The 14,529-nt window shown below is 63.8% G+C and carries 14 protein-coding genes; 6 read left to right on the top strand and 8 right to left on the bottom strand.

What is annotated here, in order from left to right; all coding sequences use genetic code 11:
- Window positions 1-19: 19 nt before the first annotated feature.
- The 5 genes from B5J99_RS10050 to hisI form a co-directional block, all read right to left on the bottom strand.
- Entirely contained in the window at window positions 20-298 is a 279-nt protein-coding gene (locus tag B5J99_RS10050) for a hypothetical protein (protein ID WP_117352322.1), read from the bottom strand.
- 315 nt (window positions 299-613) lie between these two features.
- On the bottom strand, window positions 614-2,416 hold the full coding sequence (locus tag B5J99_RS10045; RefSeq protein WP_117352321.1) for an acyl-CoA dehydrogenase C-terminal domain-containing protein: 1,803 nt from the start codon (window positions 2,414-2,416) through the stop codon (window positions 614-616).
- Between the two features lie 114 nt (window positions 2,417-2,530).
- A complete protein-coding gene (locus tag B5J99_RS10040) occupies window positions 2,531-2,959 on the bottom strand; it encodes a MerR family transcriptional regulator (protein WP_054133273.1) in 429 nt (142 codons plus the stop codon).
- A gap of 42 nt (window positions 2,960-3,001) precedes the next feature.
- Window positions 3,002-3,532, bottom strand: a complete 531-nt coding sequence (locus B5J99_RS10035; protein WP_117352320.1) for a hypothetical protein — start codon at window positions 3,530-3,532, stop codon at window positions 3,002-3,004.
- A complete protein-coding gene (gene hisI / locus B5J99_RS10030) occupies window positions 3,529-3,894 on the bottom strand; it encodes a phosphoribosyl-AMP cyclohydrolase (protein ID WP_069049476.1) in 366 nt (121 codons plus the stop codon). The genes B5J99_RS10035 and hisI overlap by 4 nt, the downstream gene beginning before the upstream one ends.
- 139 nt (window positions 3,895-4,033) lie before the next feature.
- Between hisI and purF the strand changes: the two genes are divergently transcribed.
- The 3 genes from purF to B5J99_RS10015 all read left to right on the top strand — a co-directional run bounded on the left by purF (window position 4,034) and on the right by B5J99_RS10015 (window position 8,956).
- Window positions 4,034-5,494, top strand: coding sequence for an amidophosphoribosyltransferase (purF, locus tag B5J99_RS10025; protein WP_054133276.1), 1,461 nt, complete (start codon window positions 4,034-4,036; stop codon window positions 5,492-5,494).
- A gap of 13 nt (window positions 5,495-5,507) precedes the next feature.
- The gene (locus B5J99_RS10020) at window positions 5,508-6,221 is read left to right on the top strand and encodes an SDR family NAD(P)-dependent oxidoreductase (protein ID WP_069049475.1); all 714 of its coding nucleotides are present in this window, start codon (window positions 5,508-5,510) and stop codon (window positions 6,219-6,221) included.
- A 329-nt stretch (window positions 6,222-6,550) separates the two neighbouring features.
- Window positions 6,551-8,956, top strand: coding sequence for a TonB-dependent receptor (locus B5J99_RS10015; protein WP_117352319.1), 2,406 nt, complete (start codon window positions 6,551-6,553; stop codon window positions 8,954-8,956).
- A 39-nt stretch (window positions 8,957-8,995) separates the two neighbouring features.
- Here the strand turns inward: B5J99_RS10015 and serS are convergent, their stop codons facing one another.
- Together serS and B5J99_RS19910 are read right to left on the bottom strand one after the other, a co-directional pair.
- Complete coding sequence (gene serS, locus B5J99_RS10010; protein ID WP_054133279.1) at window positions 8,996-10,267, bottom strand: serine--tRNA ligase; 1,272 nt, start codon at window positions 10,265-10,267, stop codon at window positions 8,996-8,998.
- A 131-nt stretch (window positions 10,268-10,398) separates the two neighbouring features.
- Entirely contained in the window at window positions 10,399-10,509 is a 111-nt protein-coding gene (locus B5J99_RS19910) for a PEP-CTERM sorting domain-containing protein (RefSeq protein ID WP_150126182.1), read from the bottom strand.
- Between B5J99_RS19910 and B5J99_RS19905 the strand changes: the two genes are divergently transcribed.
- The 3 genes from B5J99_RS19905 to B5J99_RS09995 all read left to right on the top strand — a co-directional run bounded on the left by B5J99_RS19905 (window position 10,490) and on the right by B5J99_RS09995 (window position 13,295).
- Window positions 10,490-11,605 carry a ribosomal eL19 family protein gene (locus B5J99_RS19905; protein ID WP_245991589.1) on the top strand — a complete coding sequence of 372 codons (1,116 nt, stop codon included), beginning with the start codon at window positions 10,490-10,492 and terminating at the stop codon, window positions 11,603-11,605. The genes B5J99_RS19910 and B5J99_RS19905 overlap by 20 nt on opposite strands.
- A 715-nt stretch (window positions 11,606-12,320) precedes the next feature.
- Window positions 12,321-12,785 carry an RNA polymerase-binding protein DksA gene (dksA, locus tag B5J99_RS10000; protein ID WP_171900161.1) on the top strand — a complete coding sequence of 155 codons (465 nt, stop codon included), beginning with the start codon at window positions 12,321-12,323 and terminating at the stop codon, window positions 12,783-12,785.
- Window positions 12,786-12,923: 138 nt separating this feature from the next.
- Window positions 12,924-13,295 (top strand): PilZ domain-containing protein, encoded by a 372-nt coding sequence (locus B5J99_RS09995; protein WP_117352318.1) that lies wholly within the window; start codon window positions 12,924-12,926, stop codon window positions 13,293-13,295.
- A 27-nt stretch (window positions 13,296-13,322) separates the two neighbouring features.
- Here B5J99_RS09995 and B5J99_RS09990 read toward each other — a convergent pair whose 3' ends face one another.
- The gene (locus B5J99_RS09990; RefSeq protein WP_117352317.1) at window positions 13,323-14,513 is read right to left on the bottom strand and encodes a CaiB/BaiF CoA transferase family protein; all 1,191 of its coding nucleotides are present in this window, start codon (window positions 14,511-14,513) and stop codon (window positions 13,323-13,325) included.
- Between the last annotated feature and the right edge of the window lie 16 nt (window positions 14,514-14,529).

Below are 14,529 nucleotides of genomic sequence, written 5' to 3'. Positions count from 1 at the left end.
GACCCTTAAGGGCTGTTGGTTATTCCGCTGCTTCCATCGGATCAGCCTTGTCGGGCTGGCCGTCGCCATCGGTGTCCCATGCGTCGGCCTTGCCGTCGCCGTTACGGTCCCAGGCGTCCATCGTGCCGTCGCCGTTCGAATCCAGCGTTGCGGGCGGTGCCTGCTCAGCGGTTGCGGGGGCTTCGGTTGCCGGAGCTTCGGTCGGGGCCGGGGTTTCGGGCGCCATGTCCTGGGCCAGGGCGGGGGTTGCTGCCAGTGCGCCAGCGGCGAACAGTGCTCCAAAAAAAGTGTTCTTCATGAGTTCTTCTCCTCGTGATGCGACCCCTCGGCAGGGTCTCAAGATGTTGTGGAGGGCCATCTTCGCTCCGCAACATCAACGAGGAAGCAGGGCACCTGTTCCTGCACCAACCGAGGCCGAATACCGGGCAAGGACGGGTTCCTGCGGCCTGGCGCAAATTTGTGTCTGCCCGGCGCGCGTCCAGAGTGAAGGCTGCGCCAGCCGGTTTTCGGGTGGCGACCAAATTCGCATTCGTTTCGTCGCAAATCGAAATGCAAGGGGCGCTCCCGGTTTCCCGAAAGCGCCCCTGATACCAGCTAGCAGCTGTTTGAGCGGTTATGCGGCGGCAAAAAGCTCGGGTTCGAGCGCCATGATCGCCTCGGATCCCGCTTCGATCTTGCGGCGCAGCGCGCCGGCATCTGGCATGATCCGCTCAGCGAAGTAGCGCGCGGTCTTGAGCTTGGTTTCGTAGAACACGGCGTTGCCCGTGCCTGCATCGAGCGCGGCGATCGAAGCACGCATCATCCGCAGCCACATCAGGCCCAGCGCCACGATGCCCATGATGTGCATGTAGCTGTGCGCACCCGCGCCAACGTTGTTGGGGTTGGCCATGCCGTTCTGCATGAACCACATCGTCGCGGCCTTGAGCTCGCCCGCGGCCTTTTCGAGGCGGCTGGCGAAATCGGCGAGGCGTTCATCGCCCTTGGCTTCGGCGCATTCGCTGTCGAGGATGCCGAAGAAGGTCTGCACCGCGCGGCCACCGTTCTGAGCGAGCTTGCGACCGACAAGGTCCATCGCCTGCACGCCGTTGGTGCCTTCGTAGATCATCGCGATGCGGGCATCGCGGACATACTGTTCCATGCCCCATTCGGCGATATAGCCGTGGCCGCCATAGACCTGCTGCATGTTGGTGGCGATCTCGTAGCCCTTGTCGGTGCCGTAACCCTTGATCACCGGGGTGAGCAGGCTGATGATATCGTCGGCGGCGACGCGCTCTTCCTCGGTCTGCGATTTGTGCGTCAGGTCGACCTGCAGGCCGCCCCATAGGATCAGCGCGCGCAGACCCTCGTTGATCGCCTTGGCTTCCATCAGCATGCGCCGCACATCGGGGTGAACGAACAGCGTGTCGGCCTTTTCGTTGGCATCCTGCGCACCGGTGAGCGCGCGGCCCTGGCGGCGATCGCCGGCGTACTGCACCGCGTTCTGGTACGAAACTTCGCCCATCGACAGGCCCTGCCCGCCGACGCCGAGGCGCGCGGCGTTCATCATGATGAACATCGCGGCCAGACCCTTGTTCTCTTCGCCCACCAGATATCCGGTCGCGCCGTCATAGTTCATGACGCAGGTCGAGTTGCCGTGGATGCCCATCTTGTGCTCGATCGATCCGCACGACACCGCATTGCGCTCACCCAGCGAGCCATCCTCGTTGACGAGGAACTTGGGCACAATGAACAGCGAGATGCCCTTGACGCTGTCGGGCGCATCGGGGGTCTTGGCCAGGACGAGGTGGATGATGTTCTCGGTCAGGTCATGCTCGCCCGACGAGATGAAGATCTTGGTACCAGTGATCGCATAGGCGCCACCGGGCTGCGGCACCGCCTTGGTGCGGATGAGACCCAGGTCCGTTCCACAATGCGGCTCGGTCAGGTTCATCGTGCCGCCCCATTTGCCGCTGATCATGTTGGGAGCGTACTTCTCCTTCTGCTCCTGGCTGCCCTTGGCGAGGATCGCCGAAACCGCGCCGTGGGTGAGGCCCGGGTACATGGCAAACGCCATGTTGCTCGACGACATGAACTCCTCGAACGCGATGCCTACGACATGCGGCATGCCCTGTCCGCCGAACTCTTCGGGCGCAGCCAGCGTGCCCCAGCCCGCTTCACAATACTGGTTATAGGCTTCCTTGAAGCCGTCGGGGGTGGTGACGGTGCCATCCGCGTGGCGGGTGCAGCCCTGCTGGTCGCCGACCTGGTTCAAGGGGAACAGTACTTCCTCGACGAACTTGCCGGCTTCCTCGAGTACGGCGGACAGCACGTCGGGCGCGGCGTTATCGAAGCCCGGGAGGTTGGAATATTTCTCGATCCCCAGAACCTCGGTCAGGATGAACTGGGTGTCGCGCACGGGGGCGGTGTACTTGGGCATGTCAATGTCCTCTCAAACAATGGCGATCAATGTTTCAGGCCAGTTGGGCCCGATCGGGGCGTGGTCCGTGAGGCAACCGCCCGCTGAGTGGTTGGCCGGTCAGGCCTGCTATCGTTAAGCCAGGTCTTCGCGGTCAACCCGCTCGACCATCTTCACGAATTGCGAAAGCTCCTGGATCGAGCTTTCGATATCCTTCTTCTGCTTGCGCATCAGCGCGATGCGTTCCTTGCAGCGCTGCAGCGTGACGCGGCGCTGTTCGCGCCGGCCGTCTCCGATGTCGTACAGATCGATCATCTCGCGGATTTCGCCGAGGCTGAAGCCCACATTCTTGGCGCGCATGATCCAGGCGAGCCGCGCACGATCGCGCTTGGAATAGACGCGGGTCAGACCCTTGCGCTCAGGAGCGATCAGGCCTTCGTCCTCGTAGAACCGCAGCGCGCGCGCGGTCACGCCGAATTCGTCCGAAAGATCGGAGATGGTATAGCTGTCCCGATTCTGCAGATCAGGAGTGTCGATGCGGCCAAGGGTAGAACGGTCGTGCATGGTGCTCGAGCTACATTCCCTTGACGTAAACGTCAAGCAAAATCAGCCAGCGCAAAGCCTGTCGAGCGAACGACCGCGGGCACCGCCGGCGGCCCGGTCCCCCGGCTCGACCAGCGCGAAGGATGCCCCCGCTAGGCTCGCACGATCGCTGCAGACGGCAAGGCATCCGGGCGGAAGGCTGCCCGGCAGCGCGAGCCCGGTGCCATCGAAGTGCGCGGTAAAGCTGCACCCGCGGACCGCATTGCCCTTGGCGCTGCGATCAAGGCTGATCCTGGCCTGCTCGCCGGCAAGGTTGGCCGAGCCTTGCGCCTCGCACTGGCTCGATCCGCCAAAGGTCACCAGCACGCCCACCGTATAGCCACCCTGCCGGTCGCCGCGCGCGCAAAAAGCATCGCTGCCGGTACCGCCGGTGTCGGCAAAGCTGCCCGCAAGATCCATGATTTCGGGATCGACGATCACGCCCGCCTCGATGGCTGCGGCGTCGAGCGGCGTCACTGCTGCCGCGTCATCCCCGGCCTGGGTTTCGCTGCACCCGGCCAGCACCAGGCAGGCAAGAGCAGCGCGCCGGATCACGCAATCCGCTCCAGCGTGCCGTCGGACATCACCTTGCGATAGAAGCACGAAGGCGCGCCGGTGTGGCAGGTGGGCCCAGCCGGCGATGCCACCACCCACACCGCATCCTGATCGCAATCGATCCGCAGCTCGACAAGCTTGAGCACATGGCCCGAGGTCTCACCCTTCTTCCAGAGGCTGGCGCGCGAGCGTGACCAGAAATGGACCTCGCCGGTTTCCAGCGTCAGCGCCAGCGCCTCTGCGTTCATGTGCGCGATCATCAGCAGCGCGCCGCTGGCCGCATCGGTGACCGCGGCGGTGATCAGCCCTGCGGCATCATATTTGGGGTCCAGGGCCAGCCCGGTCTCGCGCGGATTTGACATGGAACCCCGGTTAATCCCGCTTAAGCACCTGTGCAACACGGTTAACAATAAATGACCTGTGACAAATGCAAGACAAACCCCATATGGCTGCCTATAGGGGTGCCGAACCAGCCGGCTGCAACCGAATCGGGCGCGCGACATGATCACCACTCATCCTTTTGAAGACGACAAGCTGCGCGAGGAGTGCGGCGTTTTTGGCGTGGCAGGCGCCGTGGATGCGGCCGCGATGGTCGCGCTCGGCTTGCACGCGCTGCAGCACCGCGGCCAGGAAGCCGCCGGCATCAGCAGCTTTGACGGCCGCTTTTTCCACAACCACAAGGCGCTCGGCCATGTGGCGGGCAATTTCGATTCCGAAGACATCATGCGCTCGCTCAAGGGCGAATGGGCTATCGGCCATGTGCGCTATGCCACCACCGGCGAGACCGCGCTTCGCAACGTCCAGCCGCTCTATGCAGAGCTGGCCTCGGGCGGTTTTGCGATCGCGCACAACGGCAACATCTCCAATGCGATGAAGCTGCGGCACGACCTTATTCGCACCGGATCGATCTTCCAGTCGACCTCGGATACCGAGACGATCATCCATCTGGTCGCGACATCGCGCTATCGCACGCTGCTCGACAAGTTCATCGATGCGCTCAAGCAGGTAGAGGGCGCCTATTCGCTGATCTGCCTGACCGACAGCGGGATGATCGCCTGCCGCGATCCGCTGGGCATCCGCCCGCTGGTGATGGGCAAGATCGGCGACACGGTGATCTTCGCGTCGGAAACCGTTGCACTTGATATCGTCGGCGCAGATTTCGTGCGCAGCGTCGATCCGGGCGAACTGGTGGTGGTCAGCGGCGGCGAGATCCGGTCGCACCGTCCGTTTGCAGAGAAGAACTCGCGACCCTGCATCTTCGAGCATGTCTATTTCTCGCGCCCTGACTCGATCGTCGATGGCTCGTCGGTCTATACTGTGCGCAAGGCGATCGGCGCGCAGCTGGCGATCGAGAACCCAGTCGAGGCGGACCTTGTCGTCCCCGTACCCGACAGCGGCACGCCGGCCGCGATCGGCTATGCCCAGCAATCGGGACTGCCGTTCGAGCTCGGCATCATCCGCTCGCATTATGTCGGACGCACCTTCATCCAGCCTGGCGATGGCGTGCGCCATCTGGGAGTCAAGCTGAAGCACAATGCCAATCGTCCGCTGATCGACGGCAAACGCATCGTGCTGATCGACGATTCGATCGTGCGCGGCACCACTTCGCTCAAGATCGTGCAGATGATGCGCGATGCGGGCGCGGCCGAGGTGCACATGCGCATCGCGAGCCCGCCGACGATGCACAGCTGCTTCTATGGCGTCGATACGCCCGAACGGTCCAAGCTGCTCGCCGCACAGAAGTCGATCGAGGAAATGCGCCAGTTCATCCAGGCCGACAGCCTGTCGTTCGTATCGATCAACGGCCTGTACCGCGCACTGGGGGAAGCCGAGCGGCTGGACAACAATCCGCGTTACTGCGACGCCTGCTTTACCGGCGACTATCCCACCACGCTTACCGATCTGGCAGAGCGCGACCAGCCCAACCAGCTGACATTGCTGGCCGAACGAGTCGCCGGCTGAGGACCCTTCGCGCATGACCGATAAGATTTTCGAAGGCCAGCTGGCCCTTGTCACCGGTGCCAGCCGCGGCATCGGCGCCGCCACCGCCAAGGCACTTGCCGCGCGCGGGGCGCATGTCATCCTCACCGGGCGCACCGCCAAGGATCTGGAAGCCGTCGAGGACGCGATCTTCGAGGCGGGCGGCAATGCCACGATCGCACCGCTGGATCTCAGCGATGGCGAAAGCATCGCGCGGCTCGCGGTGGCGATCGGCGGCCGCTGGGAGGCGCTCGACATCATGGTGCTCAACGCTGCTATGCTGGGCACATTGGGCCCGGTGCCGACCATCGATGGCGGCGAATTCAACCGGCTGATGACCCTGAACGTGCTGAGCGCACAGGCGATGATCGCGCATTTCGATGCGATGCTGCGCAAGAGCGGCCATGCCCGGGTGGTCGCGCTGACCAGCTCGGTCGGCGCCGCGCCCCGCGCCTTCTGGGGGGCCTATGGCGCTTCCAAGGCCGCGCTTGAGGTGCTGCTGCAATCCTATGGCGAGGAAATGCGCAACATCGGCAAGGTGCGTACCGCCATCGTCGACCCCGCCCGCACCCGCACTGCGATGCGCGCCAAGGCCTATCCGGGCGAAGACCCTGCAACGGTCAAGGAACCCGAGGCAGTGGCAGAAGCGATCGCTGACCTGCTCGCCAGCGACTTCGAGACCAACCACCGGCTCGTTCTGCAGGGCTGAAGTCCCTCCCAATTGCTGTTTCCCTCTCCCCACCCTCTTGCGGGAGGGGTGGCTGAGGCGCAGCCGGGATGGGCCTGAGGTCCGCTCCTTTTCAGGCCCACCCCGGCCCGGGAAGCCGGGCCTGCCCCCCCCGCACGCGGGAGTGGAGAACGGCTCGGAACCCCGCAGTTCGAGCATTTACCACCCTTCCCCTACGGCGCGCGTAATCTGCGCGCATTATGACACTCCAAAATCGGCAAAGCCACAAATCGGTAATTGCTGCGTCGCACAAAAGTCGCCTGTTGGCGGCAATGGGCGAGCATTCACTCCAATGTCGAGGACATGCTCCAATGCGCTCACCTCTCTCCCATCGCCCCCTGCGGGCGTCGCTGCTCGCGCTCGCCACCGTGCTGGCCGCCAGCCCTGCACTGGCGCAGGAGCAGACCGATGCCGATGCCCGCAATGACGACCTGATCATCGTCACCGCGCAAAAGCGCGAGCAGTCGATCAAGGACGTGCCGATCACCGTGTCGGCGATCAGCGGCGAGCAGATGGACAAGATCGGCATCGACGAGTTCGACGAGCTATCGGCCTATATCCCCGGTTTGAACATCCAGGAGCAGAGCGCCAACAACCCCGGCTTCGTCATCCGCGGGATCACCTCGGACTCGGGCAGCGCGCAGGTCGCTCCGCGCGTGACGATCTATTTGAACGGCATCGACGTCTCGCGGTCGCGCGGGTCGTATTTCGATCTGTTCGATATCGAGCGGATCGAAGTCGTCAAAGGGCCGCAGGCGACCCTGTTCGGCACCGCAGCGACGATCGGCGCAATCTCGGTGGTTACCGCCAAGCCCGAACCCGGCTTCTCGGCTGACCTGCGCGGCAGCTACGGCAATTTCAACCTGTATGAAGGCCGCGCGATGATCAACGTCGGCAACGACAAAATCGCAGGCCGCATCGCTGCATCCTACAAGAAGCGCGACGGCTATATCCGCAACATCGCGGGCGATGCCGGCACGGTTTCGGCCCGCACCGTGGGCCAGCAGCAGGACGACCTCAACGGCATCGACCAGTTTGCCGTGCGCGGATCGCTGCGCATCTGGCCGACGGCGGAAAGCACGATGGACTTCGTGTTCAACTATGAACAGCAGCGCAACCCCGGCACCGCGTTCAAGTCCGGGTCGATCGCGCCGACCGGCGGCACCACCAGCCCGTTCACCTTTGCCGAGCTGGGCGGAGCGCCTGCGGACCTCAGCCGGGCGATCCTGGGCCTTCCCGATCTCGGACTGAACCGCGAGGTCTACGACGCCAGCGTCACCTTTCAGACGCCGATGGACGGCGGCTGGTCGCTCGCCTCGATCAGCGGCTATCGCAAGTTCGACAGCCTCGAGACCTTCGATGCCGATGGCAGCGCGCTGTTCTTCCTGGAATTCGCCGAAGACGCGCAGGGCGAGCAGTTCAGCCACGAAACCCGCTTCGCCTATGACAGCGACCGCCTGCGCGGATTCTTCGGCTTCAACGTGTTCCACGAAGAGGGCACGCAGGCTGTTCCCTTCCTGACTGATGAAGGTACCTATATCAGCTGCGCGCCGTTCCCGGCATTCGCACCGGTGCGCAACAATGTTGGCGCAGCCCTGGGCGTGGCGGGAGCCGCAACCTGTGGCGCGCTCAACAGCGCCAATCCGGCGCGCAACGCGACCGCGATCCTGACGCGCGGCGCAGCGACCGTGCTGCCCTATTCCAGCTCGTTCACCAATGGCGGCAAGAACACCACATTCTCGGTGTTCGCCGACATGACCTTCGATGTCACCGACCGGCTCGAGCTGTCGGCAGGCGTGCGCTATCTGTCCGAAGAGCGCGCCTCGACTTACACCGCCGTCCAGCCGGGCAGCCAGATCTTCGCGTCGCTTGGCGTGCGCGGCGTCTCTCTGCTGGGCGCTGCCGATACAGGCGGACAGGTGTTCCGGGTGAACGACAGCTTCGATGCATGGCTGCCGCGTTTCAACGCGCTGTACCGGATCAGCGACGCGGTCAACGTCTACGCCACCGTATCCAAGGGCCGCCGTGCGCCCGTGCTCAACCTCAGCGCGACTGCGACCGCTGCCGGGGCCGTCCCCAATTTCACGCTGGTGGCCGAAGAAAAGGTCTGGAACTATGAAGGCGGCATCAAGGCCGCGTTCGGCGGGTTCACAGGCTCGATCGGCGCCTTCTACCAGGACTATTCCAACTTCCAGACCAGCTTCTTCAACCAGCAGGGCCAGGTTGTGCCGGTGAACGCGGGCAATGCCGGCAATTTCGGCGTGGAAGTCGAAGGTGCGCTGCGGATCGGCGACAATGTGCGGCTGTTTGCCAACTACGCGTTCATCGACGCCAAGATCGAATCTCCCAATCCGGCATTTCAGGACAACCGCTTCCGGCTGCAGTCCAAGCATACTGCAGCTGCGGGGATCGATGTCACGGTTCCGCTGGGCGAAGGCACCGAGCTGTTCCTGTTCCCGACAGTGACCTATTCGAGCAAGCAGTTTTTCGAAATCCCCAACACCGATCGGTTGAGCGAGAACGGATATCTGCTGGTCAATGCCCGTGCCGGGGTGCGCCTCGGCGATGGCAAATACGAAGTCACTGCCTTTGCCCGCAACCTCACCAACGAAGATTATCTGATCGACGCGGGCAACACCGGCAGCGCATTCGGCACCGCGACCTTCATCGCCGGCGAACCGCGGTTGTATGGCGTGCAGGTGAGCGCGCGATTCTGACCTTCTGTCTCCCCTCCCGCTTGCGGGAGGGGAGAGCCTTTACGGCGTCAGGACGGTGATCCCTCCCATATAGGGCACCAAAGCCTCGGGCACGCGGACAGAGCCATCAGCCTGCTGATAGTTCTCGACGATGGCAACCAGCGTGCGTCCGATGGCGAGCGCCGAGCCGTTCAGGGTGTGGACGAACTCGGTGCCCTTCTCGCCCTCGGGACGGTAGCGGGTGTTCATGCGGCGCGCCTGGTAGTCGCCGCAGTTGGAGATGCTGGCGATCTCGCGATAGGTGTTCTGCCCCGGCAACCAGACCTCGAGATCGAAGGTCTTGCGGCTCGCCTGCCCCATGTCGCCGGCACACAGCAGCATCTTGCGATAGGGCAGCCCGAGCGCCTGCAGGATCGCTTCGGACGCCGCGCACATCCGTGCGTGCTCCATTTGCGAGTGCTCGGGTGCGGCGATCGTGACGAGCTCCACCTTCTCGAACTGGTGCTGGCGGATCAGCCCGCGCGTATCGCGCCCGGCAGAGCCCGCTTCGGAGCGAAAGCACGGGGTCAGCGCGGTCAGCCGGATCGGCAGTTCGGCAGCGGTCAGGATCTGCTCGCGCACGCTGTTGGTGAGGCTCACCTCCGAGGTCGAGATCAGCCAGCGGCCGTCGGTGGTCTGAAACAGGTCCTCGGCGAACTTGGGCAGCTGGCCGACACCGAACACGGCTTCGTCGCGCACCAGATAGGGCGTTGCGCATTCATTGTAGCCGCGCTCGACCTGCGCATCGAGCATGAACTGCCCCAGCGCCCGGTTCATCCGCGCGATCCCGCCGCGCATGAAGGTGAAACGGGCGCCGGCAATCTTCGCCGCGGTCTCGAAATCCATGCCCAGTGCAGGGCCGATATCGGCGTGCTCTTTGGGTTCGAAATCGAACTGCGGCAGATCGCCCCAGCGGCTGACCTCGACATTGCCCGCCTCGTCCAGACCATCGGGAACATCGTCCGCAGGCAGGTTGGGCAGCAGCGCCAGCCGATCGGCCAGCGCCGCATCGCCGGTTCTGGCCAGCTCCTCCAGCTCGGTCAGCCGCGTCTTGAGCTCGGCGACCTCGGCCTTCAGCGCATCGGCCGTGGCAACATCCTTCTGCGCCATCGCCTGGCCGATCAGCTTCGATGCCTCGTTGCGGCGTGCCTGCGCGGTCTGTGATTCGTTGAGCGCCTCGCGCCGCCGGGCATCGAGCGCGATGATCTCGGCCGCCACAGGGTCGAGCCCCTTGCGCGCCAGGGCGGCGTCGAAGGCTTCGGGGTTTTCGCGGATGAATTTGATGTCATGCATGGGGCATGCCTATGCCCTGCCCGCCTGCCCCGATGCAATGCGCAATCGGCACAAAAAAAGGGCGACCTGGCCATGCCGGGTCGCCCGATGAATGCGGTGATCAGGCAGCGGTGACGGTCGCTGCCGGATGATCAGGCCGCATCGCGTTCTTTTGCTGCATCCTTGCGCTTGGCAAAGCGGCGACGTGCCGCCAGCGCGATCGCGCCTGCGCCGAACAGCAGGATGGCAGGCGGTGCCGGCACATCGGTGCCGCCGGTCGAGCTGGTGCCGCCGCTGGAGCTCGACGAGCTGCTCGACGAAGAAGACGACGAGCTGGAGCTGGACGAACCCGACGATCCGGTGCTGCCGCTCGATCCGGTCGAACCCGACGAGCCGCTGCTGGTGCCGCCGAAGCTGGACGAGCTGCCCGTCGACGTCGCACCCGAGGAGGTGCTCGACGAGGAGGAGCTGGAAGAGCTGCTCGACGAAGACGAAGACCCGCTGGAGCCAGTTGATCCCGAAGAACCGCTGGAGCCCGAAGAACCGCTGGAGCCCGAAGAACCGCTCGAGCCCGAGGATCCAGTCGAACCCGACGAACCGCTGGAACCAGACGAGCCACTCGAGCCACTGGAGCCAGACGAGCCACTGGAGCCCGATGATCCAGAAGAACCACTCGAGCCGGACGAACCCGACGAGCCGCTCGAGCCAGAAGACCCGCCCGAAGAGGCACCCGGCTTGCCCGGATACCCCGGCTTGCCGCCGCTGCCGCCCGAGGACGACGAGGACGAAGAAGAACTGGACGACGAAGAGCTCGACGAGGAGGAGCTGGAAGAGGACGAGCTGCTTGAGCTGACATTGCCCGACGAAGACGACACGTTACCCGAAGAGGACGAGACGTTACCCGACGACGACGACACATTGCCCGAGGAGGTGGATACGCCGCCGGTCGAAGTCGAGACACCGCCAGTCGAGGTGCTGACACCACCTGTCGAGGTCGACGTGCTGACGCCACCGGTCGATGTGCTGACACCGCCGGTCGAGGTCGAAATGCCACCGGTGGAAATGTTGCCGCTGGACGTGCTGGTCGATCCGCCGGTGCTGGTGAAGCCGCCGGTTGAGCTGCTGGTCGATCCGCCCGTGCTGGTGAAACCGCCGGTCGAGGTGCTGGTCGATCCGGTCGAGGAGATCACGACACTGCCGCCGCCACCGCCGCCACCGCCGCCGAAGAAACCACCGAAGAAGCCGCCGCCAAAGCCGCCGCCGAAACCACCGCTGCCACCGACGACGACGGGGAAACCACCGCCACCGCCGCCACCGAAGCCGCCCGAATCCTGCGGAGCGGGTGCCGGATACGGATAAGGCAGCGGGATCGGTGCCTGCTGCGTGGTCACAGTCACCACCTGGGGCGCGACCCGCGTCGCAACCGGGGCGACGATGCGCCGAGTCCGCTTGATCTGACGAACCGGGCCTGCCTTGGCCAACTGGCGACCGCGAATCGGCTTGCTGGTCTTGGCCTGTCGATACTGCTTCACCTGCGCAGGCGGCGTATCCGCAACATGGACCGCGCCGCCGCCGATGATCGCACCGCCGCAGGTACAGGCGCACAATTTTGCCAAGGCCATCCGTACAGACATTGTGTTTTCTCTCTCAGACCAGGGAGGCTGCTTGCGACCGTCCGGAACCAAAACCGGGGTCGGGTCAGCATCCCGATATGCTAGGCAAGCCAGAACAAAGCGTTAATCTCAATGCTGTTAACCTTGATTTGACAATCTGTGCGACAAAAAACTGCGCCCATCCGGGGCATACCGCGCGCCCTGTCCCGATTTGGAACCATAATCTGCCGCGGAATTAACCGATATCAAGTCGCAGGCGTGCGAAATGCCGCGCGGCCGAGGGTTGACGGTACGGCAACAACGGTTGCGATCGGGCCCTTGCAGATTCTCCCTGATTCTCCAGCTTTTGCAGCTTGTGTGGCCATTGCGCGCTGGCTATAGGCGCGATCAACATAAGGCCGACGGAATGTGTCCGACCTTGGGCGCGCACCGCCGGTTCTGCTATCCACCGGGAGCATCCAATGGCGTCCATCTCGACGGCGATCGACGATATCGATGTGCTGGCCAAGGCGCGCAAGAATATAGAAGGGGATTATTTCCCGTCTTCCGATGAAGACTATATGAGCGCGCGCCAGCTGGAATATTTCCGCGCTCTGCTGCAGGAATGGAAACGCTCCATCCTCGCGGCATCCAAGGATACCCTTCAACAGCTTCAGGATGGCCCGATGCGTGAGCCCGACCTGAACGACCGCGCTTCCAGCGAGACCGACTGGGGCATCGAGCTTCGCACCCGGGACCGCCAGCGCAAGCTGATCGCCAAGATCGATTCCGCGCTCCGCCGCATCGACGAAGGCGAATATGGCTATTGCGAGGTCACCGGCGAACCCATCGGGCTTGGCCGTCTGGTCGCCCGTCCCATCGCCACGATGACGGTGGAAGCGCAGGAAGCGCATGAGCGCCGCGAAAAGATTTCTCGCGACGACTGATTTTTTTACATTCTGCGCTCCGGTTTAACCAATTGGCGACGATCGCCGGGCTATACCATCGGCACTCCATATCGCGCCCGCATCCGCGTCGCGGCCTGGAGCACCGAATGATTTTGCCTGCAAGCTGGACGCCAGAAAATGAACATGCCTCTCAGCCCGAAATCTCTTGAAACCAAAGAGACCCGCGCCCGGGACAGCCTGTTTTTGCTCGCGGAAATCACGTTCGAAGGATCGGAAGAGCTCCACAAGGTGAAGGTGCGCAACCTTTCGCACGGTGGGATGATGGTCGAATCGGACCTCGAAGTCACCCAGGGACAGAAGCTGGTGGCGACACTGCGCAACATCGGCGTGGTGCGCGGCCAGATCGCATGGGCACGTAGCGCGCGGTTCGGCGTCGCGTTCGATCGCGAGATCAACCCCAAGCTGGCACGCCAGCCGGTGGGTGGCACGACCGAGGTTCCGCGCTTCTTGCGGACGATCGTCGCCACCAGTCCTTCCTACCCCCGCTAACATCGCCGCGCCGCCATCGGGCGCGGATCAATCATTGGCAGCCCCGGGCAGCTCGTGGTTCTGCGCGCCGACGCATTGCGGCGCCAGTCGCTGGTTGACCGGACTGCCGGCAAAGGCGATCGGGTGACGCAAGGTGCGGTAATCCCCGATATGCGGCGCATGCGCATCCATGAAGAACCCCGTCGCTGCCAGATGCGGATCGCTCGGCACATCCTCGATCCGGTTGAAGCGCATGGCCGGGATGTCTTCCTTGTCGAGCAATTCCACCCATTCGTCTGTGGTCTTGGTCGCGGCAACCTCCTCGATGATCGCATACAGATCACCGGTGTGCCTGGTTCGCTCCTCATAGGTTGAAAATCGCGGATCCTGGAACACGCCGGGGCGGCCGCCGATCTCGAAGAAGCGTTCCCATTGCCGGTCGACATAAGGAACGATCGCAATGAAGCCGTCCTTGGTCGGATACGGGCGGCGCCGCGGGTTCATCGATCGGGTGTAACCGAACTTGCCGTCGCCGGGGAAAGTCTGGCCGTACAGATTCTCCACCATGTTGAAGAAGGTGAAGCATTCGAACATCGGCACCGATACGAACTGGCCGTGCCCGGTTCGCTCCTTGTGCACCAGCGCTGCAAGCGTGGCGGTGGTGGCGAACAGGCCGACGGTCTTGTCCGCGACCAGCGAGGGCGTGTACGAAGGATCGCCGCCCGAGCGCTTAGCATACAGGTCCGCCCAGCCCGATGCCGCCTGTACCAGATCGTCATAGGCCTGCCGCTTGGCATAGGGGCCTTCGGCACCATAGCCGCAGCAATGGATGTAGATGATGCCAGGGTTGATGGCCTTGACCGACTCGTAATCGAGCCCAAGCCTTGCCATCCCCGCCATGCGGACATTGTGGAAGAAGACGTCCGCGTCCTTCAGTAATGTTTCCAGCTGCGCCTTGCCGAGCTCGTCGCGGCCATCGATGGTCACCGCCTTCTTGTTGCGGTTCAGCGCCATGAAGATCGGGCCGAGATCGCCGGTCGGTGACGACCCGGCATAGCGCATCATGTCGCCGCTATGACTGCCGCCCCGGTTCTCCACCTTGATGACATCTGCGCCCATGTCCGCAAGCATCAACGTGGCCAGCGGTCCCATCACCACGCTCGACATATCCAGCACGCGCACCCCGGCCAGAGGCCCGGTCGCTGCAATTTCACTTGTCTTCCAGATCGATTCCGCCATGCAAGGCTCCTGCTTA

Origin of the sequence: Blastomonas fulva, assembly GCF_003431825.1 — a bacterium.
GTDB lineage: Bacteria > Pseudomonadota > Alphaproteobacteria > Sphingomonadales > Sphingomonadaceae > Blastomonas > Blastomonas fulva.
This window is presented reverse-complemented; position numbering and strand designations above follow the sequence as displayed.